Source organism: Actinomadura decatromicini (genome assembly GCF_008121305.1).
GTDB lineage: Bacteria > Actinomycetota > Actinomycetes > Streptosporangiales > Streptosporangiaceae > Spirillospora > Spirillospora syzygii.
Genome location: NZ_VSRQ01000006.1, coordinates 700,126 through 721,344, shown reverse-complemented (window position 1 = coordinate 721,344; position 21,219 = coordinate 700,126). Strand labels below are relative to the sequence as shown.

Here is a 21,219-nt window from a genome sequence, read left to right as displayed (position 1 = left end):
CTATGGTGAGTCCATGCAGGTCAACCAGTCGGGCAAGCTGACCAACGTCTGTTACGACATCCGGGGGCCGGTGCTCAAGCGGGCCAAGCAGCTGGAGGCGCAGGGGAACAACATCCTCAAGCTGCACATCGGCAACCCGGCCCCGTTCGGCTTCGAGGCGCCGCCGGAGCTGCTCCAGGACATGATCCGCAACCTGCCGGAGGCGCACGGTTACAGCGACTCCAAGGGCATCCTGCCCGCCCGCCGCGCCATCGTGCAGCGGCTGGAGGACGACGGCGTCGCCGGCGTCGACGTCGAGGACGTCTACCTCGGCAACGGCGTCTCCGAGCTGATCGTGATGACCCTGCAGGCGCTGCTCAACGACGGCGACGAGGTGCTGATCCCCACCCCGGACTACCCTCTGTGGACGGCGGCGGTGTCGCTGTGCGGCGGGCTGCCCGTCCACTACCTGTGCGACGAGGCCGCCGACTGGGCGCCCGACCTGGACGACATCGAGTCCAAGATCACCGGCCGGACGCGGGCGCTGGTGCTTATCAACCCGAACAACCCGACCGGGGCCGTCTACCCGCGTCCGGTGCTGGCCCGGATCGTCGAGCTGGCGCGCCGGCACAACCTGATCGTCTTCGCGGACGAGATCTACGACCGGATCCTGTACGACGACGCCGAGCACGTGCCGATCGCGTCCCTGGCCCCCGACCTGCTGTGCCTCACGTTCGGGGGGCTGTCGAAGAACTACCGCGTGGCGGGGTTCCGGGCGGGGTGGGTGGCGCTGTCCGGGCCGAAGGAGCACGCCGAGTCTTACATAGAGGGCCTGGACATACTCGCGAACATGCGGCTTTGTCCGAACGTCCCCGGGCAGCACGCCATCCAGGCCGCGCTCGGCGGATACCAGAGCATCGACGACCTGGTGCTGCCGACCGGACGGCTGGGCGAGCAGCGCGACCGTGCGTGGAAACTGCTGAACGACCTGCCGGGAGTGAGCTGCGTACGGCCCATGGGCGCGCTCTACGTCTTCCCTCGGCTCGACCCCGAGATGTACCCCGTCGAGGACGACATGCGGTTCGCGCTCGACCTGCTCGAACAGCAGAAACTGCTCATTGTGCAGGGGACGGGGTTCAACTGGCCGTCCACGGACCATTTCCGCATCGTCACCCTGCAATACGCCGACGATCTGGAGGACGCCATAGGCCGCATTGGCGAATTCCTCAGTACTTATCGCCGGTGAGCGGGTCGAGCTAGTCCGGGTCGGACGCGGCGGCGTCGAGGCGGCGGAGCGCTCCGCGGACGACGTCCGGGTCCGTCGTCGCCCAGAACGGGGGCAGCGAGTTCTTGAGGAAGCCCCCGTAGCGCGCCGTCGCGAGCCGCGGATCGAGGACGGCGACGACGCCGCGGTCGTCCATCGACCGGAGCAGGCGTCCCGCGCCCTGGGCGAGGAGCAGCGCGGCGTGCGTCGCGGCGACCGCCATGAAGCCGTTGCCGCCGCGCGCCGCGACCGCCCGCGACCGCGCCGACGAGACGGGGTCGTCCGGGCGCGGGAACGGGATCCGGTCCATGATGACGAGCTGCAGCGACGGGCCGGGCACGTCGACGCCCTGCCAGAGCGACAGGGTACCGAACAGGCACGTCCTCTCGTCGTCGGCGAACTGCTTGACCAGGAGGGGCGTGGAGTCGTCGCCCTGGCAGAGGAGCGGATGGGACAGGTGGTCCTTCAGTTCGTCGGCCGCCCGGCGCGCCGCCCGCATCGAGGAGAACAGGCCGAGCGTGCGGCCGCCCGCCGCCTCGATCAGCTCGGTGATCTCGGTCAGGTAGGCGTCGGCGAGGCCGTCCCGTCCGGGTTGGGGGAGATGGCGCGCGACGTACAGGATGCCCGCCTTCGGATGGTCGAACGGGGAGCCGACGTCCAGCCCCGACCAGGCGATCTCTTCGGTCTTCTCCGTCGCGGTCTTCTCCGTGGCGGTCTTCTCCGTCGCGGTCTGGGCGAGGCCCTCGGCGGCGGTCTTCGCGTCCCTCGGGCCGCTCTCGTTCAGCGGCGGCAGGCCCCACTGGCGGGCCAGCGGCTCGAACGACCCGCCCAGGGTGAGCGTCGCGGACGTGAGGATCGCGGTGCGCCGCTCGAACAGGGTCGTCCTGAGCAGGGCGCCGACCCCGATCGGCGCGACGTGCAGTGTGGGCGGACGTTTGGGACGACCGTCCGGGACGAACGGCTTCTCCAGCCAGACCACGTCGAAGCGCTGCGCCATTTCCGGCTTGAACGCGTCGAGCATCCTTACGGCGGTGTCGTGGAGGTCTTCCAGCGAGGACCGCGCCGCTTTGCGCGCGGCGGCGTCGCCTGGGTCGGCGTCCTTCTTCTCTGGGCCGAGCGAGGTGAGGCATGCGTGCGCGGCGTCGCGGATGGAGGCGAGAGTGTTACCCAGGGCGGAGGACAGGACGTCCATGCGCTCGGCGGGCATTTCCTCCAGTAGGAGGCCGAGCCCCTCTGCCGACTCCTTCAACCGGTCCGCGGTGGTCTCGTCGATGAGACGGCCGCACCGGCGCGCTGCCGTCTCGACCCCGGCCGCGCTCAGATCGCCGGTCGCGACGGACGTGACCCGGTCGACCAGTTCGTGGGCCTCGTCCACGATGACGACATCGTGCTCGGGCAGGACTTGGAATTCCTCCAGCGCGTCGATGGCGAGCAAGGCGTGGTTGGTGACGACGATGTGCGAATCACCCGCCTCCGCCCGTGCCAGCTCGGCGAAGCATTCCGTCCCGTGCGGGCAGCGCTGCGCTCCCAGGCACTCCTGCGCGGTGACCGCGACCTGCCGCCACGCCTGTTCGCTGACTCCCGGGACCAGTTCGTCGCGGTCGCCGGTCTTGGTCTCGTCCGCCCATTCGTTGAGGCGCTTCACCTGGCGTCCGAGCGTGGACAGTTGCTGCGGGTCGAACAGGCTCGGGCCCTCGTCCTCCTCCGGGACGCCCGTCTGCACGCGGTGCAGGCAGAGGTAGTTGCGACGGCCCTTGAGGATCGCGAACTTCAGCTCCGTCCCGAGGAGCGGGCCGAGCGCCTCCGCCAGGCGCGGCAGGTCGCGGTCGACGAGTTGCCGCTGCAACGCGATCGTCGCCGTCGACACGACCACCGTCGTCTGCTTCTCCACCGCGTACCGGATCGCCGGAACGAGATAGGCCAGCGACTTGCCCGTGCCGGTTCCGGCCTGCGCGGCGACGTGCTCACCGGACTCGATGGCCTTCTCCACCGCCTTGGCCATCTCCATCTGGCCCGGTCTCTCGGCGCCCCCGATGGACGCGACGGCGCCGGCGAGCAGGGTCGCCATGTCGGGAATCCGGGTGTCGCTGCCGGTCAGCAGATCAGGGGCGGGCACGTCGGCCAACGCTACCGTCCGGGGCGGACACCCGCGTCCGCTACCCGGCGGCCCGAAGTTATCCACAGTCGGCGGAAGGGGTTCGCCCGGCGATGGCCGGCTGCGAGTGTCGACCGCATGACATCACTGGTGATCCGCACCATGCTCGACGCCATCGCGGCCGTGCCGTACCTGCTCGGGTTCCACCCGTCGCGCAGCCTGGTCGTGATCGGTTTCGAGGGCTCCATGCCCGGCTCCTGCGCGGCCCGCATCGACTTACCGGCGTGCGAGGCCGCCGCGCGGACGGCCTCCGTCCTCGCAGGTCACGGCTTCCGCCGTGCCCTGCTGCTCGGCTACGGCCCGGCGGACGAGGTCGCCGAGTCCGCCGCCGCCATGCACGCCGCCCTCGGCTCGGCGGGCGTGACCGTCGCCGAGGCCGCCCGCGTCGCCGACGGCCGCTACTGGCCGCTCACTCCCGACTGTCCGCCGGAGGGCGTCCCGTACGACGTCTCCGCGAGCACCATCGCGGCCGAGGCGACCTTCGCGGGACGGGTCGTCCTCGCTGACCGGGACGAGCTCGTCCGCTCCGTCCAGCCGCTCGACGGCCCGGCCCGCGCCGCCATGCGCCGCGCCACCCAGCGCGCCGAACTCTCCGAGCCCGGCGATGACCCGGTGGCCCTCCTCGACCGCGTCCTGGCCCGCGCGTACGTCGGCGTCCTCGCGACCGACGACGAGGTGGCCCGGCTCGGCGTCCAGCTCACCGACCTGCGCGTCCGCGACGAGGCGTGGCTGCGCCTCGACGACGAGGCCCCCGCCGCCGACATCGTCTTCTGGCGGGACGTCCTGCGCCGCGTCGAGGAACGCTACGCCCCGGCCCCGGCGTCCCTGCTGGCCTACGCCGCCTACAGCGCGGGCGACGGCGGCCTGGCCAACGTCGCCCTGGACCGCGCCCTCAACGCCGACCCGACCTACACGATGGCCGTGCTGCTCCACGAGGTCATGGACGCGGGTGTCCCTCCGTCCAAACTCAGCAAATCCAGAACCCGCGACCGACACCGAGAAGCAAGCTGACCGCCCACACGAAATCCCGCCACTGCAGGACACCTGGCTGGTGTCCGTGCCGCCGCCCCCGCCGCAGCGGTCACTTGCGGCGGACCGGGCGGCCACCGGCCACCCACCCCGCTAGCCGGTGGTCGCAAGTGACCGCAGCGGCCGCTTGCGGCGGCCGGACGGCCAGCGACCACCCACCGAACTAGCCAGCGGTCGCAAGAGAAGGAGTGACCAGATGCGCTGATCAGGGGCCTGGCCTGCGTCTCGCCCACGACGCATCCCCTAGGGTGCTGATCATGGCATGTCGTATTTCCGAGCTGGTCATCGATTGCCGGGATCCGGAGACGCTGGCGGCGTTCTGGTGCGAGGTCCTGGGGTTCATCGTGCTCCACACGGAGGACGGCGCGATCGAGATCGGGCCGTCTGAAGGGTTCGGCGGTCTGCAACCGACGCTGGTCTTCAGTCCCAGCACCGATCCCAGAGTCGGCAAGCTTCCGTTGCACATCGACGTCAACCCCACCGACCGCGACCAGGACGCCGAACTCCAGCGCCTCCTGGCCATCGGTGCGCGTCCGGCCGACGTCGGCCAGACCGGCCAAGAGAACTGGCACGTCCTGGCCGACCCAGAAGGCAACGAGTTCTGCCTCCTACGAGCCCGCCTAACCTGACCCACGACCCCCACAGCACGCACAAACCTGTCGCGGCCCCTGTGCCTACCGTCCGCCCGTGTTCCTACTGTCCGCCCGTGTGTCTACCGTCCGCTTGCGTGCTGCCGTCTGCTTGCGTGCTGCCGTCCGTCTGTGCGGCGCCGTTCGCCGTCGCGCTGGGCTGCTCCGCACCGGGCGCGGCTCCGCATCAGGCCGCGTCGTGCCTGAGGTGCCTGCCGCGTCCGGCCGTGTTGTGCCTTCCCGTGCCCTGCCGTCCGGTGTCGGGCGTGAGTTCGAGGCGGTCAGTGCTCGTTCGGATCGGGGTGTGTGCTCGGTCGGTGACCTGCGGCTCGTGGGGGCTTGCGTGCTCCGAGGCGGGTCCGAGCGCCGTCGCCAGCTGTGACGTACGCCGCTGCCGTCGCGCCAGCGGCTGCCAGGTCGGTGTGGGTGCCGAGGCGGCGGGGGGGCTGTGTACTCAGATCGATTGGGGATTGGTTTCGTCATTTTTGGTCGCTTAAGAAAGTGGATCATGGTTGACTGCGGGGGCGGAGGTGGCGGCCATGTATGCATCTGACCAGGTATGGCGTGAGGTTGACGCCTATTTCACGGGGTCTCTTGTCGCCGAAGACGACGCGCTCAGTGAAGCCCGCGCGTCCGGCGTGGACACCACCATGCCCCAAGCGGAGGTGTCGCCCAACCAGGGCAAACTCCTTGCGATGCTCTGCCAGGTCGCCGGGGCGAGGCGCGTGCTGGAGTTCGGCACCCTCGCCGGGTACAGCACGGTCTGGATGGCGCGTGCCGTCGGGGACGGCGGTCATGTGACCACGCTGGAACTGGAGGAGCAGAACGCGGCGGTCGCCCGGAAGAACCTCGAACGCGCGGGCGTCGCCGATCGCGTCGAGGTCCTGGTGGGTCCGGCGGCCGAGTCCGCGCAGCGGCTCATCGACGACGGCGTCGCGCCTTATGACTTCGTGTTCATCGACGCGGACAAGCCGAGCAACCCGGCCTACCTGCGGGCGTCGCTGGCGCTGACCCGTCCGGGCGCCGCGATCGTGATCGACAACGTCGTCCGCAACGGTGCGGTCACCGACCCGGACAGCTCGGACGAGCGGGTTCAGGGCGTGCGCGCGGTCGTGGCCGACATCGCGAGTGATCCGCGCCTGGACGCCACCACACTCCAGACGGTGGGCGTCAAGGGGTGGGACGGCTTCACCCTGATCCGCCGCACCGGTTGACCGGCCCTACAGGTCGCTTCAGCGGAACTCTCATGTGATTGGCGTGCGACCCCTGACCAGCGCGGGCCGGTTGACCGGCCCTACAGGGCGCGTCAGGGAACTCTCGTGCGTTCGGCGTGCGACCCCCGACTAGCGCGCACCGGTTGACCGGCCCGCGGATCACGTCGGGGAATTCTCATGGGGCTGGCCCTGGCTAGCACTGGGCCGGGAGCCGCTGGCCAGCACTGGGCCGAGGGGTCAGGGGGCTACGGCCTGGCCGGGGGTGCCGGGGTCTATGCGGCGGTCGGGGTTGCGGGCGTTCCAGGCGCGCATGCGGGGCGGATAGCCGACGATCTGGACGTCGTAGACCGGTAGGCCGAGGTCGTGGGCGACCTTGCCGATGACCTTGGGGGAGCCGACGCGGCGGCGCGTCCATTCGCCGTCGTGGGCGACGGCGACGGCGGTGGTGTCGGTGGCGAAGGTCTCCGGCTCGACGAAGAATTCGACGCCGCGCCGTGAGCGGGCGAATGCGATCAATGCCTCGATGTCGGCGTCGGTCGCCTCGCGGTCGAGCTTCGTCACCGTTGACCCGCGGTTCTTGCGGATCCCGAATCGATCCCGGAACCTCATTGCCTGCCCCGTTGTCCGAAGGGCTCCGGAACCATTCCGAAGCCGGTTGCGATGTATGACAATAACGAGTTTTCGGCGTCCGGAGGTTCCCGACACAGCGCTGACATACCCGGCGGGGCGGGGCCCGCGTCCTAGACTGGCGAGTCAAGGGGGACCACCAGCGGGGGTGTTGATGGACGGGCCGGTCCTGGTCCGGCGGGCGGCCGCTGCCGTGCTCGCGGCCGCGATCTGCGGATGGCTGAGCACATTCGCCCCTGGTGCGGGACGTGCCGAACTCACCGCCGCGCACGGCCGCGGGCCCGTCCAGAAGACGCCGAAACGTCCGCCGGAGCCGCCCGAACCGCCGCCCCCTGATTGCGCGCGTGCGAAATGTGTGGCGCTGACGTTCGACGACGGTCCGGGCGAGAGCACCGCCGAATTGCTGGACATCCTCGCCGCCCGCAAGGTCAAGGCGACCTTCTTTCTGATCGGGGAGAACGTCGTGAAGCGTCCCGATCTGGTGCGGCGCGAGCGCGATGCCGGACATGAGATCGCCGACCACAGCTACACGCACGCCGACCTTGGCAGAACGTCCAAGAAGAAGGCTTTTTCGGAGTTGACGAGGACGCAGGACGCGATCCGGCAGGCGTCCGGATACACGCCGGTGCTGCTCCGGCCGCCTTATGGGTCGACGTCCAAACGCCTGACGGAACTCACCCGCGAACTGGGGCTCGCGCAGGTTCTCTGGGCGGTCGACCCGGTCGACTGGGAGCACCGCGACACCGGCTACGTCGAACGCCGCGTGCTGAAGGCGGTCAAGCCGGGCGACATCGTCCTGATGCACGACATCCACCCGACCACGGTGAAGGCCGTCCCGGGAATCATCGACCGGCTGGCAGGCGAGGGCTATGCGTTCGTCACCGTGCCGGAGCTGTTCGGCGGGAGACTGATCCCGGGGGAGGAGTACGACCGGCGGAACTCAGGGGAGGCTCAGGGACTTCCCTGATGGTCCGTCGTGCGTTCGCCGCCGACCATGAGTACATGGACAGCAGCTACGCGGTGGGGGATCTGAGGGTCTCGGACGCCGAACGGGAACCGGTCATCGAGCGCCTTCAGGAAGCGTACGCCGAGGGCCGTCTCGACCACGACGAGTTCGACCTGCGCATGCATTTGGCGATGACCGCCAAGACCCGCAACGACCTGGGCGCGGTGATCCGTGACCTGGCGCCCGTCCCTTCGGCGCCCGTCCACTGGGACGGCGAGGCGCCCACGGGAGAGGATCGCATGCTCGCCGCCGTGTCCCACGCGGTCGCCATTCCGACGTTGTTCGTGGGGCCGCTGGTGCTGATGCTGGTGAGCGGAAAGCGGTCGGGTTACGTCCGGCGGCAGGCGGCGGAGGCCGTGAACTTCCACGTGACGCTGCTGCTCGTCACGATCGTCACCTTCGGTGTCGGCGGCGCGCTCTACGCCGTCGCGTGGATCCTCTCCATCATCGCCGCCATCTTCGCCCTGAGCGGGCAGACCTTCCGCTACCCCTGGATCCTCCGCCTGATCAAGTAGCACACTCCCCGAGCGGCTCATATCCGGAGCTGCTCCGCGCGTCCACCCATTTGAGACGCCGCTACGAACTCGCGTCGGGATGACCGAGCACACCCGCGCGGTATATGCCTGTCTGTCCATCTTCGGGTGATTCTGCGCACCCAGAGCGGCCTGCCCCGCCGGGGATCGATCGACGGCCCGGTCTCAGGGCGGCCGGTGACCCACTGCCGCGCCGCGCTGAGACCCCGTGCCGTCGTGCGCGCGGAATGTCGGTGGCGTGTGGTTCGGTGTGTCGTGGCGGCGTTCTCGGCGCGGGTGGTGAAACTGCGAGGCCGCGTGTCCGTGGGTCGGGACGTGGGGTTTGTCGGGGTGGGGCTTTGGGGAAAGGTTGACGTGGCTGGGCTGTGGCGGTTGTGTCGCCTGCAGGAGATGAAAAGACGTCGATGGTGTGCGCGTGCGGGCTTATTCCCCTCCGTGCCTGTGACTCCCCTAACGTCCGGGTTGTGTGGACCGTGCATGGGATGATCGATTAACTGTGTTCGGGAGGGGTAGATGACGGAACTTGCGGTCAAGGGCGACCACCAGCGGGCGGTGGAGTCGCTCAGGAGGTCGTACGAGGCGATCCCCGAGGGGACGCCGATACGGCTCGCTAAGCGGACCTCGAACCTGTTCCGGTGGCGCGACCCCTCGGAGGCGCCCGGGCTGGACGTGTCCGGCTTCGACAAGGTGCTGAGCGTCGACCCCGAGGAGCGGACCGCGCAGGTCCAGGGCATGACGACCTACGAGGACCTCGTCGACGCGACGCTGCCGCACGGACTGATGCCGACGGTCGTCCCGCAGCTCAAGACGATCACGTTGGGCGGCGCGGTGACGGGTCTCGGCATCGAGTCGACGTCGTTCCGCGACGGCCTGCCCCACGAAGGCGTCCTGGAACTGGAGGTCCTCACCGGGGACGGGCGCGTCGTCACCGCGACGAGGGACAACGAGCACGCCGACCTGTTCTACGGCTTCCCGAACTCCTACGGGACGCTCGGCTACTCCCTCCGCCTGAAGATCGAGCTCCGGCCCGTGAGCCCGTACGTGCGGCTGCGCCATCTGCGCTTCGGCGACACGGCGGAACTGGCCAAGGCGATGGGTGAGATCACCGAGGCGGGGACGTTCGAGGGCGAGACCGTCGACTTCATGGACGGCACGTTCTTCAGCCCCGGCGAGCAGTACATCACCCTGGGCTTCTTCGCCGACTCGGCCCCGTACACGTCCGACTACACGGGCCAGGGCATCTACTACAAGTCGATCCGGGAGCGGTCGGTCGACTTCCTGACGATCCGCGACTACATCTGGCGCTGGGACACCGACTGGTTCTGGTGTTCGCGCGCGTTCGGCGTGCAGAACCCGACCGTCCGGAGGCTGTGGCCCGACAAGTACAAGCGCTCCGACGTGTACCGCAAGCTCGTCGCCTACGACCGCCGGTACCACGTCGTCGCGCACGTGGAGCGGTGGCGCGGGCTCAGGCCCCGCGAGGACGTCATCCAGGACATCGAGGTCCCGGTCGAACGCCTCCCCGAGTTCCTGGAGTTCTTCCACGCGGAGGTCGGCATGAGCCCGGTGTGGCTGTGCCCGCTGCAGGCGAAGGAGCGGTGGCCGCTGTACCCGCTCGAAGTGGGCCGCGCCTACGTCAACGTGGGTTTCTGGGGAACGGTCAGGCTTCCCCCGGGCCGCATCCCCGAACACCACAACCGGCTGATCGAACGCAAGGTCGCCGACCTTGACGGTCACAAGTCCCTCTACTCGACCGCTTTTTACAGCAGGGACGAGTTCTGGCGTTACTACGACGGGGAGACCTACCGGCGGCTCAAGGGCGGTTACGATCCGGCCGGCCGACTGCTGGACCTCTACGACAAGTGCGTACGCGGACGCTGACCATGCGCCCGCTTCGGGGGAGTGTCCCGGTCGGCCGCGTCCATCGGCGCCGGGGCGGAGAGACAGGAGGGAACACATGACGCTGGCGAGGGTCTTCGAGCAGCTCGCCGGGGCTGAGGCGCCAGTGGAGTTCACGGCGTACGACGGGTCGCGCGCGGGGGTGCCCGGCGCCGACATCCGGCTGGACGTCCGTTCGCCGTACGCGGTGTCGTACCTGCTGCACTCGCCGGGCGCGCTGGGTCTCGCCCGCGCCTATGTCACCGGGATGCTCGACGTCCACGGCGACATGATCAGGGCGCTGACGACGATGCAGCAGGTGCTCAGCGACGTGACACGGGTGGACAAGGCGCGGATCATCCGCGCGGTGGCGGGCGATCCCCTGCTGCGCGCCGCGGCGACCCGCCGGCTGGACCCGCCGCCCCAGGAGGCGCCGTTCAGCCGCATCCCGTCGTGGCTGCGGCACTCCAAGAAGCGGGACGCGCGGGCGATCTCGCACCACTACGACGTCTCGAACACCTTCTACGAGTGGGTCCTCGGCCCGTCCATGGCCTACACGTGCGCGTGTTACCCGCGGGCGGACGCGACGCTGGAAGAGGCCCAGTTCAACAAGCACGACCTGGTGGCGCGGAAGCTCGCGCTGAAGCCGGGGATGCGGCTGCTGGACGTGGGCTGCGGCTGGGGCGGCATGGTGATGCACGCCGCGAAGGAGTACGGGGTCAAGGCGCTCGGGGTCACGCTGTCCAAGCAGCAGGCCGAGTGGGCGCAAAAGGCCATCGCCGACCGCGGCCTGTCCGACTTGGCGGAGGTGCGGCACCTCGACTACCGGGACGTCACCGAGACGGGCTTCGACGCCATCAGCTCCATCGGGCTGACCGAGCACATCGGCAAGAAGAACCTGCCGGCCTACTTCTCGTTCCTGCACGGCAAGCTGAGGAAGGGCGGGCGGATGCTGAACCACACCATCACCCGTCCCGACAACACGCTGCCGTCCCGCAAGGAGAACGGGTTCATCAACCGGTACGTGTTCCCGGACGGTGAGCTCGAAGGCCCCGGCTACGTCCAGATGCAGATGAACGACGCGGGTTTCGAGATCCGGCACCAGGAGAACCTGCGCGAGCACTACGCCCGCACGCTGACCGGCTGGTGCGACAACCTCGACGACCACTGGGACGAGGCCGTCGCCGAGGTCGGCGAGGGCACCGCCCGCGTGTGGCGCGTCTACATGGCGGGCTGCGTGCTCGGCTTCAACCAGAACTGGATCCAGCTGCACCAGACCCTCGGCGTCAAGCTGGACGACGACGGCGTGAGCCACATGCCGCTGCGTCCCGACTGGGGATCGTGACGGCGGAACCGCTCCCGACACCGAGGACGGCGGGTCGACCGGGAACACCCCGGACGGCCCGCCGTCGCGGTGTCCGGGGTCAGGGCCTGGCGGCGTCCCAGGCCGCGCTGGTGAGGAAGTAGGTGTCGTACAGCTCCTGGACGTCGAGCAGGCTCTCCGGCGGGACCTTGCCGTAGGCGATGCGCTCCAGGTGCCGGAAGTACTCGAACCGCTCGACGCCCGGCGTGATGACGATGAGGATGTCGGCGTCCTCGCCGGTCGCGGCGGCGAAGGCGTGCGGCAGGCCGGGCGGGACGACGACGAGGTCGCCGCGTTCCGCCGTCACGACCTGCTCGCCGGACAGCAGCTGGGCCGCGCCGTCCAGCAGGTAGAACAGCTCGGCGGAGCCGTCGTGGCGGTGCGGCTTGGCGCCGTCCGCGCCGTCCGCCAGCGTGACGCGCTGGGTGGACAGCGCCCCGCCGGTCGCGCTGCTGTCGGCCAGCAGCCGGATCGTGGTCGGCGACCGCCCGATCACCTCGGCCTCGGCGGAACGGACGATCACGGACTCGTCGAAGTCCGGTGCGATCAATGACATGTCGGTCACTCCTTGGTGCGGGACGAACAGGGCGTGCAGTGAACAAGACGCCGGTGAGCAGGGCGTCGGGGCGAGCAAGGTGCGAGATGAACAAGCCAACCCAATAAACAGGCTGCGGGGTGAGCAGCATGTGGGGGACAGGCCGGACGGGACAAGGCCAGGGCAGAGGTCAGACGGCGAAGAGTAGGGCGGCGCTGGCCAGGACGACGACGGCGGTGGCGGCGTGGATGCCGAGCGCGGCGGCCCAGGTCCCGCCGTGCCGCCGGACGATCAGCGCGTCCCCGGCCGGGACGATGGCCACGACCAGCATGTACCACCCGAGGGCGTGGGCACTCGCGAACGCGGCGAGCGCGAGGCCGAGAAGGCCGAAGACGAGGTCGCGCAGCCCCTTGATCTCCAGGTAGGCGGCGTCGCCGTCCTGCTTGGCGGGCACGCCGTACCCGGCGGCGGCCGGACGGGGCGAGACGAGGAACCGCGCGCCGATGAACGCGACGAACAAGGTCAGCGCGACGGCCAGTCCATAGGCGAGGGGAGTCAGCATCGGTATCTCCAACTGCTAGCACTGCTAGGAACAAGAACGACGCTAACATAGCAACGGCAGAAGCGCTAGCGATGCTAGAATCAGGGTCATGTCGATCCAGACGCGCCGGGAGCGCGAGCGGGCCGAGCGGGAGCGGCTGATCGTCACGGCCGCCCGCGAGCTGGCCGAGAGCGAGGGCTGGGACGCGGTGACCACCCGGCGGCTTGCCGCCGAGATCGAGTACAGCCAGCCCGTCCTGTACAGCCACTTCAAGGGCAAGGACGCGATCATGGCGGCCGTCGCGGTCGAGGGCTTCGCCGACCTCGCCGCCGAGCTGCGAGAGGCGCGGGACGGCGCCCGCCCCGCGCACGAGCTGGCGGCCGTCGCCGCCGCCTACACGGGTTTCGCCGAACGCCGTCCCGCCCTCTACGACGCGATGTTCACCCGCTCCGTCGACCTGCCGTTCGCGAGCCCGGAGGCGCCCCGAGCACTGCACGCCGGGTTCGGCGAGTTGCGCGAAGCGCTGCGCCCGATCGCGGGCGACGACGACCTCGACCTCCTGACCGAGACGTTCTGGAGCGGCCTGCACGGCCTCGTCACGCTCACCCGCGCCGGACGCCTGCCCCCCGAGCGCCGGGACGCCCGCCTCGCCGTGCTGGTCGGCCGGTTCTCGGCCTGACCTCGGGCCGCCCAACGCCGGGTCAACATTCCGCCCTTCCGGATATCGTCGCAGGTCAACGGGGGTAGGCGGGGGACGACGACGCCGACCCGGGGGGACGCCATGCACATCACGTCCCCGGTGAAGCCGATGCTGGCGGCGACGGTCGACCGTATCCCGCCGCCGCAGTCGTGCCCCGGCGGCTGCGCGTACGAGCCGAAGTTCGACGGCTTCCGGACGGTCGCGATCGTGACCGACTCGGGCGCGGTGAACCTGTGGTCGCGCCGCCGCACCAGGCTCGACGAGGCGTTCCCGGAGATCGTCGCGGCGGTCGGGGAGCAGCTCCGGCCGGGGACGGTCGTCGACGGCGAGATCGTCCGCTGGGGGGAGGACGGCCGCCTCGACTTCGCCGCGCTCCAGCGCCGCCACGTCGCGGGGCGCCGCCGCCGCGAGCTCGCCCGCGCCGAGCCCTGCCACTACGTCGTGTTCGACGTCCTCGAGTCGGACGGCGCCGACCTGCGCCCGCGCCCGCTGCGGGAGCGGCGCGCCGTCCTGGAGGCCCTGCTCGGCGGTGCCCCGGCGGACGCGCGGGTCGTCGCGACGCCGCAGACCACCGACGTCGAGGAGGCCCGGATCTGGTTCGACGCGCTGGCCGGGCAGGGCGTCGAGGGCCTCGTCGTCAAGGACGCGGGCGGCGCCTACCGGGAGGGGCGCCGCGCCTGGCGGAAGGTGAAGCGGCGGATCACCACCGAGGCGATCGTCGGCGGCGTGACCGGGACCAGGCAGGCGCCCGAGTCGCTGATCCTCGGCCGGTACGACGCCGACGGCAGGCTCCGCGTCGTCGCGCGGACGACGCCGCTGCCGCCCGCCGCCCGCGTGGAGCTGGCGGAGGTCCTGCGGCACGCCGACCAGGACCATCCGTGGCCCGCCGAGCTGCCCGCCGGGTTCGCGGGCGGCCCGTACGGGGCGCACCCGCCGATCCGCTACGTCCGGACGGAGCCGGAGATCGTCGTCGAGTTCAGCGCGGACGCCGCCGTCGAGCGCGGGCGCTGGCGGCACGGGGTCAGGTTCGTCCGCGTCAGGCCGGACCTCGCGCCCGGCGAGGCGCCTTTCTTCGGCGCATGACGGATGGACGCGGCGGCCCGCCGATGGTAAGCCCGTCCTGAACGGGCCGCCGGCACGGCCCGCGGAGCGCGGGAGCCCCCATGGAACACGACTACGTCATCGTCGGCGCCGGGTCCGCGGGGTGCGCCCTGGCGGCGCGGCTGTCCGAGGACGCGTCCGTCACGGTCGCCCTGCTGGAGGCGGGCGGTCCGGACGACAAGAGCGAGATCCACGTCCCGGCCGCGTTCCCGAGGCTGTTCAAGACCGAGTACGACTGGGACTTCACCACCGTCAGGCAGGCCGAGCTGGACGGGCGCGGGCTGTACTGGCCGCGCGGCAAGATGCTCGGCGGCTCGTCGTCGATGAACGCGATGATGTGGGTGCGCGGCCACGCCGCCGACTACGACGGCTGGGACGTCCCCGGCTGGGCCTACGACGACGTCGAGCCGTACTTCCGCCGCGCCGAGGGGCGGGTCGGCAGCAACGACGGCGGCGTGTACGGGACGTCCGGCCCCGTGACGATCTCCGAGCAGCGCAGCCCGAACGAGGCGACCCGCGCGTTCCTCGCCGCGTGCGCGGCGTCCGGGCTGGCGCGGCTGCCGGAGCTGAACGGGCCGTCCAACGAGGGGTACGCGCTGACGCCGGTCAGCCAGCGGCGCGGCCGGCGGTGCAGCGCCGCGGACGCCTACCTGCGCCCGGCCCGCAGGCGCCCGAACCTGACCGTGGTCACCGGCGCGCAGGTGACGCGGATCCTGATCGAGGACGGCCGGGCCACCGGCGTCGAGTACGGCGGGCGGCGCGTCATGGCCCGCCGCGAGGTGGTGCTGTCGGCGGGGGCGATCGGCTCGCCGCAACTGCTGATGCTGTCCGGCGTCGGCGACCCCGACCACCTGCGCGAGGTGGGCGTCGAGCCGGTCGTGGAGCGTCCGGCGGTCGGACGGCACCTCCAGGACCATCTCGCGGTCGGCGTGATCCGCCGCTGCCCGCGTGCGGTCACCCTCGCGAACGCGGAGTCGCTGCCGAACGTCGCCCGCTACCTGCTGCTCCGGCGCGGGCCGTTCACCTCCAACGTGGGCGAGGCCGTCGTGTTCACCAAGAGCGATCCGGCGCTGGCCGCGCCCGACCTGGAGCTGGTGTTCGCGCCCGCGCCGTTCGTCGGGCACGGGCTGACGCCGCCGACCGAGCACGGCGTGACGGTCGGCGTGGTGCTACTGCAGCCCGAGTCGTCCGGGCGCGTCGCGCTCGCGTCCGCCACCCCGGCCGCCGCGCCGTCGATCGACCCGGCGTACCTGACGTCCGACCGCGACCTCCGCGTGCTGATGCACGGCGTCCGCCGGGCGGAGGAACTGCTCGCGGCCGAGCCGCTGAAGCCGTACATCGGCCCGCCGATGGACCCGTACACCGGCGTGAACGGCGACGCCTCCCTCGCCGGATACATCCGGCGGACGAGCGAGTCGCTCTACCACCCGGCCGGAACCTGCCGGATGGGGACGGACGGCGAAGCCGTCGTCGACCCCGGCCTCCGCGTCCGCGGCGTGGCGGGGCTGCGCGTCGCGGACGTCTCCGTCCTGCCGCGGATCACCCGCGGGCACACCAACGCGCCCGCCATCATGATCGGCGAGAAGGCCGCGGACCTGATCAGGCAGGCCGGTTCCACGGGCTAGCGCAGCCAGGCGAGGACACGCTCGTTCACCTGGTCGGGCTGGTCGAGCTGGACGAAATGCCCCGCGCCTGGGACGAGTTCCGCGTGCGACCCGTCCGGCAGCGCCGCGAGGACGGGCCCGAGGTCGCCGCCGGGCGCGATGACGTCCGCGCTGAGGCAGCCGTCCTCCGTGCCGTGCAGGTAGAGGACGGGGACCTCGCCCTTGGCCGACACCGCCTCCTGCTCGGCCGCGTACCGCTCGGAATGCCGCGAGGTGTCGAACATCGCGCGGTAGTAGCCGAGCGCGGCGGAGACGTTGTCCGGTGCGGCGAGGCAGGCCATGGCGTGGGCGACGTCCTCCGCGCGCTCGGCCGCGCCGGGCGGCGACCAGTCGCGCCACAGGTTCGCGATGAAGCTCCGGTCGACGGCGGCCTCGGCGAACCGCGTCTGGAAGACGAAGATGTAGAACGACCGCTTGAGCTGCTCATAGTCGAAGAACACCCCGGCCATCACCGGGATCGGCGGGACGGACAGCGCCACCGCCCGCCGCCAGCGTTCCGGGGCGATGTTCGCGGCGCCGTAGGCGGCGAAGGCGCCCCAGTCGTGCCCGACGATCACGGCGTCCGGCCCGCCGCCGAGCGCCTCGTGCAGGGCGACGGCGTCGGCGGCGAGGGCCCCGGCCTGGTAGGCGCCGTCCGCCGGGACGGACGTCGGCGCGTAGCCGCGCGTGAACGGGGCGACCGCGCGGTATCCGGCGGCGGCCAGCTCCGGCATGAGGTGCCGCCAGGTGTGCGCCGAGTCGGGGAAGCCGTGCAGGAGCAGCGCGAGCGGCCCGTCCTCGGGGCCCGCCGTGAGAATGCCGAAGTCGAGGCCGCCCGCACCGACGGATCCGGCGGTGATGGCGCCGATATCGTCCAATTCGTCCATGTCATTCGTGTCATCCCTGTCGTTCATGTGGCCTCCCTCGGTTTCGCGGCGCACGCTACCCGGCCCTCCCGCGCCGCCGAAGGCGTTCGGAACGACCCCCTCCGGAGACCGGCGTAGACGAACTGTGATGCGTGTCACCGCGCTGATAAGCGTGCGCTTGCGCTTTACTTTGAGAGAGTTCCTGTAAACCGAATCGGGTTCGGAAGCGGCGAGGTGGTGGCGGGTGGCCAAGGTCGAGGACATCAACCTGACGGACTGGGATTTCTGGCGGCGGCCGCACGCGGACCGCCACGCCGCCTTCAAGGCCCTCCGGTGGCATCCCGAGCTGGTGCTCTTCGAGGAACCCGACATCGTCATCATGCCGCAGGGCCCCGGCTACTACGCGCTGACCAGGTACGACGACGTGGTCGAGGCGTCCCGCCGGCCGCAGGACTTCTGCTCCGGCAGGGGCGCGATCAGCATCCCGGACATGCCCGGCGACATGCACGAGTACTTCGGCTCCATGATCAGCATGGACGACCCGCGGCACGCCAAGATCCGCCGGATCGTGTCCCGGGCGTTCTCCCCGCGCATGATCCAGCGGTTCGAGGACCGGGTGGAGGCGGTCGCCGGGCAGATCGTCGACGGCGTCGCGGCGGGCGGCGGCACCGGCGACTTCGTCGCGGACGTCGCCGCCCGCCTCCCGCTGAAGATCATCTGCGACATGATGGGCATCGCCGAGGAGCACTACCGGACGGTCCTCGACGCCACCAACGTGATCCTCGCGGGGAACGACTCGGAGTTCGTCCCGTCCGACAACGCCGAGGAGTTCGCGATGGCGCTGCTCGGCGCGGGCGAGACCCTCAGGGGCCTGGTCGAGGAGCTCGGCCGCAAGCGCCGCGACGACCCGACCGACGACCTCACGTCCGCCCTGGTCAACGCCAACATCGACGGCGAGTCGCTGACCGACCAGGAGCTCGGCTCGTTCTTCATCCTGCTCGTCGTCGCCGGGAACGAGACGACCCGCAACGCCATCGCGCACGGCCTCGACCTGTTCACCCGCAACCCCGACCAGCGGGCCCTGCTCGCCGAGGACTTCGACGCCCGGATTCCCGGCGCAGTCGAGGAGATCGTCCGGTACGTGTCACCCGTGATCTGGATGCGGCGGACCGCCACCCGCGACACCACGCTCAACGGGCACGAGGTCAAGGAGGGCGACAAACTCGTCCTCTACTACTGGTCGGCCAACCGCGACGAGACGGTGTTCACCTACCCGGAGAGGTTCGACATCCTGCGCGACCCGAACCCGCACGTCGGGTTCGGCGGGCCCGGGCCGCACTTCTGCCTCGGCGCGCACCTCGCCAGGCGCGAGATCACCGTGATGTTCCGGGAACTGCTGCGCCGGACGCCCGGCGTCCGCGCGTCCGGCGAGCCCGAGCGGCTGGAGTCCAACTTCATCAACGGGATCAAGCGCCTGCCCTACGCGCTCTGACTCAACCGGCTCTGACTCAACCGGCTCTGACTCAACCGGCTCTGACTCAACCGGCTCTGGTTCACCAGGGCAGCGGGCCGTCCTCGGCGAGGTAGGCGCCGGACGGGCCGTCCGGGCCCTGCGCCGCGACGCCCGCGATCACCGCCGCGCCCTGCGCCGCCGTCCGGGGCCCGGCGTGCCCGTTCATGTCGGTGGCGCAGTACCCGGGGGCCACCGCGTTCACCTTGACCGGCGTGTCCGCCAGCTCCCTGGCGTAGGCGACGGTCACCGCGTTCAGCGCCGTCTTGGACGTGTTGTACGGCAGCAGGTTCGGTCCGTCGAGCGGTTCGGCCGGGTCGGTCAGCCACCCCAGCGAGGCGAGCCCGCTGGACACGTTGACGATCCGCCCGGCGGGGGAGCGGCGCAGGAGCGGGAGCATGGCGTTGGTCACCGCGACGACGCCGAGCACGTTCGTCTCGAACGCGGCCCGGACGAGCTCCGGCGCGACCCGGCTCGGCGGCGGCGAGGTCGCCGGGCCGGTCGCGTCCGTCGTCGTGATCCCCGCGTTGTTGACGAGGACGTCGAGCCGTCCGTGCTCGTCGTCGATCCGCTTGGCGGCGGCCTCGACGGACGCGGGGTCGGTGACGTCCACCTGGACGAACCGGGCGTCGATCCCCTCGGCGGCGAGCGCGGCCGCCGCCCGCTCGCCCCGGTCCGCGGACCGGGCCCCGACGAGGACGGTCATGCCCCGGCCGCCGAGCGCGCGGGCCGTCTCGAACCCGATCCCCTTGTTCGCTCCGGTGATGAGTGCGATCTGTGTCGTCATGCCGCCCAGGCTCGTCGGCGGCGGCCCGGCTGAGGAGAGACCGCCCGAGGCTGGGACCGGCGGTACCACCGTCCGCGTGGCGCCCGCGCCGCCGCGTCGGACATCCTGGAGGCATGGACAGGCAGGAGTTGGCCGCGTTCCTGCGCTCGCGCCGCGCCCGCATCCGGCCGGCCGACGTCGGGCTCCGGGCCGGGACGCGGCGCCGCACCCCCGGCCTGCGCCGCGAGGAGATCGCGCACCTCGCGGGCATGTCGGTGGACTACTACATCCGGCTCGAGCAGGGGCGGGGGCCGCGCCCGTCGCGGCAGATCCTCGCCGCGCTGGCCCGCGCGCTGCGGCTGACCGACGACGAGCGCGGCCACCTCCACCACCTCGCCGGGGAGCCGCCTGACCCGCCGGGCGGGCCGTCGCGCGACGTCCCGCCCGGCATCCTGCACCTGCTCGACCGGCTGGACGACACGCCCGCCTACGTGCTGAACCCGCGCCACGACATCCTCGCCTGGAACCCCCTCGCCGCCGCGCTCATGACCGACTTCGCCGCCATGGAGCCCCGCGACCGCAACGTCATCCGGTGGCTGTTCACCGGCCCGGCGATCGAGCGCTACGACACCGACGCCTACGTGGCGCAGCTCGCCCGCGAGTCGGTCGCGGACCTGCGCGCCGCGTCCGGCCGCTACCCGGACGACCCCGGCATCGCCGAGCTCGTCGCGGAGGTCTCGGCGCGCAGCCCGCTGTTCGCCCGGCTGTGGGCCGAGGGCGAGGTCGGGATCAGGCGCGGCAGCCGCAAGTCGATGAACCATCCGCTGGTCGGGGAGCTTGAGCTGCACTGCGACATCCTTTACGTGCCGGAACGCGACCAGCGGGTGGTGCTGTACACGGTCGCGCCGGGGACGCCGTCCCACGAGGGGTTCAAGAAGCTCCGGGAGATCGCCGCCGAGAGAGCGGGCGATCTGAAGACGTCCGCCGCGCGGCTCCGCTGGTGACGCGGGCCCATGGACAGGCGGGAGATGGCGGGGTTCCTGCGGTTGCGGCGGGCGCGCGTCCAGCCCGGGGACGTGGGGCTTGAGCCGGGCGTCCGGCGCCGCACGCCCGGGCTCCGCCGCGAGGAGGTGGCGCGGCTCGCGGGCATGTCGGTGGACTACTACATCCGGCTCGAGCAGGGGCGGGGGCCGCGCCCGTCGCGGCAGATCCTCGCCGCGCTGGCCCGCGCGCTGCGGCTGACCGACGACGAGCGCGCCCATCTGTTCAACCTCGCCGGGGAAAGGCCCGCGCCGATGCCGGGGCCGCCGCAGGAAGTGCCCGCCGGAATCCTGCACCTGCTGGAACGGCTGGACGACACGCCCGCCTATGTCCTGGACGCGAAATACGACGTGCTCGCGTGGAACGACATGGCCGCCGCGCTCATCATCGATTTCTCCGCGCTGGAACCCCGCGACCGCAATCCGCTGCGCTGGCTTTTCCTCAACCCCGATTCACGCCTCACCGAGGAAGGCGGCGAATACGGGACGTTCGCGCGGTTGAGCGTCGCGGATCTGCGCACCGCGCTCGGCCGTTATCCGGACGACCCCGGCGTGACGTCCCTGGTGGCGGAGCTGAGCGCGGGCAGCGAGCAGTTCCGGCGGCTGTGGGAGAGGCACCATGTCGAAGTGCGGCGCGGGTCCAGCAAGTGGATGCGGCATCCCGTCGTCGGGGACATAGAAGTGCATTGCGATGTGCTGCACGTCCCCGAGAGGGACCAGAAAGTCGTCCTCTATACGGTCGAGCCGGGGACGCCGTCGCACGAGGCGTTCCGGCTACTGCGCGTGATCGGGACCCAGGACCTCAGCCCGCGCTGAGGCCCCGGGCCCGGACGCCCGGCC

The 21,219-nt window shown here is 71.1% G+C and carries 20 protein-coding genes; 14 read left to right on the top strand and 6 right to left on the bottom strand.

Annotated features, from left to right (window positions below):
• The first annotated feature begins 13 nt into the window (after positions 1 to 13).
• On the top strand, positions 14 to 1,225 hold the full coding sequence (locus FXF68_RS29555; RefSeq protein ID WP_148764818.1) for a pyridoxal phosphate-dependent aminotransferase: 1,212 nt from the start codon (positions 14 to 16) through the stop codon (positions 1,223 to 1,225).
• Positions 1,226 to 1,235: 10 nt separating this feature from the next.
• Here the strand turns inward: FXF68_RS29555 and FXF68_RS29550 are convergent, their stop codons facing one another.
• Positions 1,236 to 3,311: an ATP-dependent DNA helicase gene (locus FXF68_RS29550; protein ID WP_187438165.1), complete on the bottom strand. Its 2,076-nt coding sequence runs from the start codon at positions 3,309 to 3,311 to the stop codon at positions 1,236 to 1,238.
• A gap of 165 nt (positions 3,312 to 3,476) precedes the next feature.
• On the opposite strand from FXF68_RS29550, the gene FXF68_RS29545 reads away from it, so the two are divergent.
• The 3 genes from FXF68_RS29545 (at position 3,477) to FXF68_RS29535 (ending at position 6,270) form a co-directional block, all read left to right on the top strand.
• Positions 3,477 to 4,409, top strand: a complete 933-nt coding sequence (locus FXF68_RS29545) for a DUF4192 domain-containing protein (RefSeq protein WP_148764816.1) — start codon at positions 3,477 to 3,479, stop codon at positions 4,407 to 4,409.
• A 275-nt stretch (positions 4,410 to 4,684) separates the two neighbouring features.
• The gene (locus tag FXF68_RS29540) at positions 4,685 to 5,056 is read left to right on the top strand and encodes a VOC family protein (RefSeq protein ID WP_148764814.1); all 372 of its coding nucleotides are present in this window, start codon (positions 4,685 to 4,687) and stop codon (positions 5,054 to 5,056) included.
• 539 nt (positions 5,057 to 5,595) lie between these two features.
• On the top strand, positions 5,596 to 6,270 hold the full coding sequence (locus FXF68_RS29535; RefSeq protein WP_148764812.1) for an O-methyltransferase: 675 nt from the start codon (positions 5,596 to 5,598) through the stop codon (positions 6,268 to 6,270).
• A 237-nt stretch (positions 6,271 to 6,507) separates the two neighbouring features.
• Here the strand turns inward: FXF68_RS29535 and FXF68_RS29530 are convergent, their stop codons facing one another.
• The gene (locus FXF68_RS29530) at positions 6,508 to 6,879 is read right to left on the bottom strand and encodes a hypothetical protein (protein ID WP_067897618.1); all 372 of its coding nucleotides are present in this window, start codon (positions 6,877 to 6,879) and stop codon (positions 6,508 to 6,510) included.
• 172 nt (positions 6,880 to 7,051) lie between these two features.
• Here FXF68_RS29530 and FXF68_RS29525 point away from each other — a divergent pair, with 172 nt between their 5' ends.
• From FXF68_RS29525 to FXF68_RS29510, 4 genes are all read left to right on the top strand, one after another.
• Positions 7,052 to 7,864 carry a polysaccharide deacetylase family protein gene (locus tag FXF68_RS29525; RefSeq protein WP_148764810.1) on the top strand — a complete coding sequence of 271 codons (813 nt, stop codon included), beginning with the start codon at positions 7,052 to 7,054 and terminating at the stop codon, positions 7,862 to 7,864.
• A 35-nt stretch (positions 7,865 to 7,899) separates the two neighbouring features.
• Positions 7,900 to 8,418 (top strand): DUF1707 and DUF4870 domain-containing protein, encoded by a 519-nt coding sequence (locus FXF68_RS29520; RefSeq protein WP_148764954.1) that lies wholly within the window; start codon positions 7,900 to 7,902, stop codon positions 8,416 to 8,418.
• A gap of 531 nt (positions 8,419 to 8,949) precedes the next feature.
• Positions 8,950 to 10,317 carry an FAD-binding oxidoreductase gene (locus FXF68_RS29515; protein ID WP_148764808.1) on the top strand — a complete coding sequence of 456 codons (1,368 nt, stop codon included), beginning with the start codon at positions 8,950 to 8,952 and terminating at the stop codon, positions 10,315 to 10,317.
• A gap of 76 nt (positions 10,318 to 10,393) precedes the next feature.
• Entirely contained in the window at positions 10,394 to 11,659 is a 1,266-nt protein-coding gene (locus FXF68_RS29510) for a class I SAM-dependent methyltransferase (RefSeq protein ID WP_148764806.1), read from the top strand.
• A gap of 79 nt (positions 11,660 to 11,738) precedes the next feature.
• Here the strand turns inward: FXF68_RS29510 and FXF68_RS29505 are convergent, their stop codons facing one another.
• Positions 11,739 to 12,233: a cupin domain-containing protein gene (locus FXF68_RS29505; RefSeq protein ID WP_148764804.1), complete on the bottom strand. Its 495-nt coding sequence runs from the start codon at positions 12,231 to 12,233 to the stop codon at positions 11,739 to 11,741.
• 169 nt (positions 12,234 to 12,402) lie between these two features.
• The gene (locus FXF68_RS29500) at positions 12,403 to 12,774 is read right to left on the bottom strand and encodes a DUF4267 domain-containing protein (RefSeq protein ID WP_148764802.1); all 372 of its coding nucleotides are present in this window, start codon (positions 12,772 to 12,774) and stop codon (positions 12,403 to 12,405) included.
• Positions 12,775 to 12,862: 88 nt separating this feature from the next.
• On the opposite strand from FXF68_RS29500, the gene FXF68_RS29495 reads away from it, so the two are divergent.
• The 3 genes from FXF68_RS29495 to FXF68_RS29485 all read left to right on the top strand — a co-directional run bounded on the left by FXF68_RS29495 (position 12,863) and on the right by FXF68_RS29485 (position 16,179).
• Complete coding sequence (locus tag FXF68_RS29495; protein WP_148764800.1) at positions 12,863 to 13,432, top strand: TetR/AcrR family transcriptional regulator; 570 nt, start codon at positions 12,863 to 12,865, stop codon at positions 13,430 to 13,432.
• Between the two features lie 102 nt (positions 13,433 to 13,534).
• A complete protein-coding gene (locus FXF68_RS29490; RefSeq protein ID WP_246179003.1) occupies positions 13,535 to 14,536 on the top strand; it encodes an ATP-dependent DNA ligase in 1,002 nt (333 codons plus the stop codon).
• A gap of 80 nt (positions 14,537 to 14,616) precedes the next feature.
• Positions 14,617 to 16,179 carry a GMC family oxidoreductase gene (locus FXF68_RS29485; protein ID WP_148764798.1) on the top strand — a complete coding sequence of 521 codons (1,563 nt, stop codon included), beginning with the start codon at positions 14,617 to 14,619 and terminating at the stop codon, positions 16,177 to 16,179.
• On the opposite strand, the gene FXF68_RS29480 is transcribed toward FXF68_RS29485, so the two are convergent.
• Entirely contained in the window at positions 16,176 to 17,111 is a 936-nt protein-coding gene (locus FXF68_RS29480; RefSeq protein WP_246179002.1) for an alpha/beta fold hydrolase, read from the bottom strand. The genes FXF68_RS29485 and FXF68_RS29480 overlap by 4 nt on opposite strands.
• Before the next feature lie 196 nt (positions 17,112 to 17,307).
• On the opposite strand from FXF68_RS29480, the gene FXF68_RS29475 reads away from it, so the two are divergent.
• Positions 17,308 to 18,555, top strand: a complete 1,248-nt coding sequence (locus FXF68_RS29475) for a cytochrome P450 (RefSeq protein WP_148764796.1) — start codon at positions 17,308 to 17,310, stop codon at positions 18,553 to 18,555.
• Positions 18,556 to 18,616: 61 nt separating this feature from the next.
• Here the strand turns inward: FXF68_RS29475 and FXF68_RS29470 are convergent, their stop codons facing one another.
• Positions 18,617 to 19,360 (bottom strand): SDR family oxidoreductase, encoded by a 744-nt coding sequence (locus FXF68_RS29470; RefSeq protein ID WP_148764794.1) that lies wholly within the window; start codon positions 19,358 to 19,360, stop codon positions 18,617 to 18,619.
• A gap of 113 nt (positions 19,361 to 19,473) precedes the next feature.
• Between FXF68_RS29470 and FXF68_RS29465 the strand changes: the two genes are divergently transcribed.
• The gene (locus FXF68_RS29465) at positions 19,474 to 20,343 is read left to right on the top strand and encodes a helix-turn-helix transcriptional regulator (RefSeq protein ID WP_148764792.1); all 870 of its coding nucleotides are present in this window, start codon (positions 19,474 to 19,476) and stop codon (positions 20,341 to 20,343) included.
• Positions 20,344 to 20,352: 9 nt separating this feature from the next.
• Positions 20,353 to 21,195 carry a helix-turn-helix transcriptional regulator gene (locus tag FXF68_RS29460; protein ID WP_148764790.1) on the top strand — a complete coding sequence of 281 codons (843 nt, stop codon included), beginning with the start codon at positions 20,353 to 20,355 and terminating at the stop codon, positions 21,193 to 21,195.
• Positions 21,196 to 21,219: the final 24 nt, after the last annotated feature.

What these genes read in the sequence shown, in the direction of transcription:
- FXF68_RS29555 (WP_148764818.1), top strand. Translation starts at nt 14, where the DNA reads ATGCAGGTCAACCAGTCGGGCAAGCTGACCAACGTCTGTTACGACATC.
- FXF68_RS29550 (WP_187438165.1), bottom strand. Translation starts at nt 3,311, where the DNA reads ATGGCGACCCTGCTCGCCGGCGCCGTCGCGTCCATCGGGGGCGCCGAG.
- FXF68_RS29545 (WP_148764816.1), top strand. Translation starts at nt 3,477, where the DNA reads ATGACATCACTGGTGATCCGCACCATGCTCGACGCCATCGCGGCCGTG.
- FXF68_RS29540 (WP_148764814.1), top strand. Translation starts at nt 4,685, where the DNA reads ATGGCATGTCGTATTTCCGAGCTGGTCATCGATTGCCGGGATCCGGAG.
- FXF68_RS29535 (WP_148764812.1), top strand. Translation starts at nt 5,596, where the DNA reads ATGTATGCATCTGACCAGGTATGGCGTGAGGTTGACGCCTATTTCACG.
- FXF68_RS29530 (WP_067897618.1), bottom strand. Translation starts at nt 6,879, where the DNA reads ATGAGGTTCCGGGATCGATTCGGGATCCGCAAGAACCGCGGGTCAACG.
- FXF68_RS29525 (WP_148764810.1), top strand. Translation starts at nt 7,052, where the DNA reads ATGGACGGGCCGGTCCTGGTCCGGCGGGCGGCCGCTGCCGTGCTCGCG.
- FXF68_RS29520 (WP_148764954.1), top strand. Translation starts at nt 7,900, where the DNA reads ATGGACAGCAGCTACGCGGTGGGGGATCTGAGGGTCTCGGACGCCGAA.
- FXF68_RS29515 (WP_148764808.1), top strand. Translation starts at nt 8,950, where the DNA reads ATGACGGAACTTGCGGTCAAGGGCGACCACCAGCGGGCGGTGGAGTCG.
- FXF68_RS29510 (WP_148764806.1), top strand. Translation starts at nt 10,394, where the DNA reads ATGACGCTGGCGAGGGTCTTCGAGCAGCTCGCCGGGGCTGAGGCGCCA.
- FXF68_RS29505 (WP_148764804.1), bottom strand. Translation starts at nt 12,233, where the DNA reads ATGTCATTGATCGCACCGGACTTCGACGAGTCCGTGATCGTCCGTTCC.
- FXF68_RS29500 (WP_148764802.1), bottom strand. Translation starts at nt 12,774, where the DNA reads ATGCTGACTCCCCTCGCCTATGGACTGGCCGTCGCGCTGACCTTGTTC.
- FXF68_RS29495 (WP_148764800.1), top strand. Translation starts at nt 12,863, where the DNA reads ATGTCGATCCAGACGCGCCGGGAGCGCGAGCGGGCCGAGCGGGAGCGG.
- FXF68_RS29490 (WP_246179003.1), top strand. Translation starts at nt 13,535, where the DNA reads ATGCACATCACGTCCCCGGTGAAGCCGATGCTGGCGGCGACGGTCGAC.
- FXF68_RS29485 (WP_148764798.1), top strand. Translation starts at nt 14,617, where the DNA reads ATGGAACACGACTACGTCATCGTCGGCGCCGGGTCCGCGGGGTGCGCC.
- FXF68_RS29480 (WP_246179002.1), bottom strand. Translation starts at nt 17,111, where the DNA reads ATGAACGACAGGGATGACACGAATGACATGGACGAATTGGACGATATC.
- FXF68_RS29470 (WP_148764794.1), bottom strand. Translation starts at nt 19,360, where the DNA reads ATGACGACACAGATCGCACTCATCACCGGAGCGAACAAGGGGATCGGG.
- FXF68_RS29465 (WP_148764792.1), top strand. Translation starts at nt 19,474, where the DNA reads ATGGACAGGCAGGAGTTGGCCGCGTTCCTGCGCTCGCGCCGCGCCCGC.
- FXF68_RS29460 (WP_148764790.1), top strand. Translation starts at nt 20,353, where the DNA reads ATGGACAGGCGGGAGATGGCGGGGTTCCTGCGGTTGCGGCGGGCGCGC.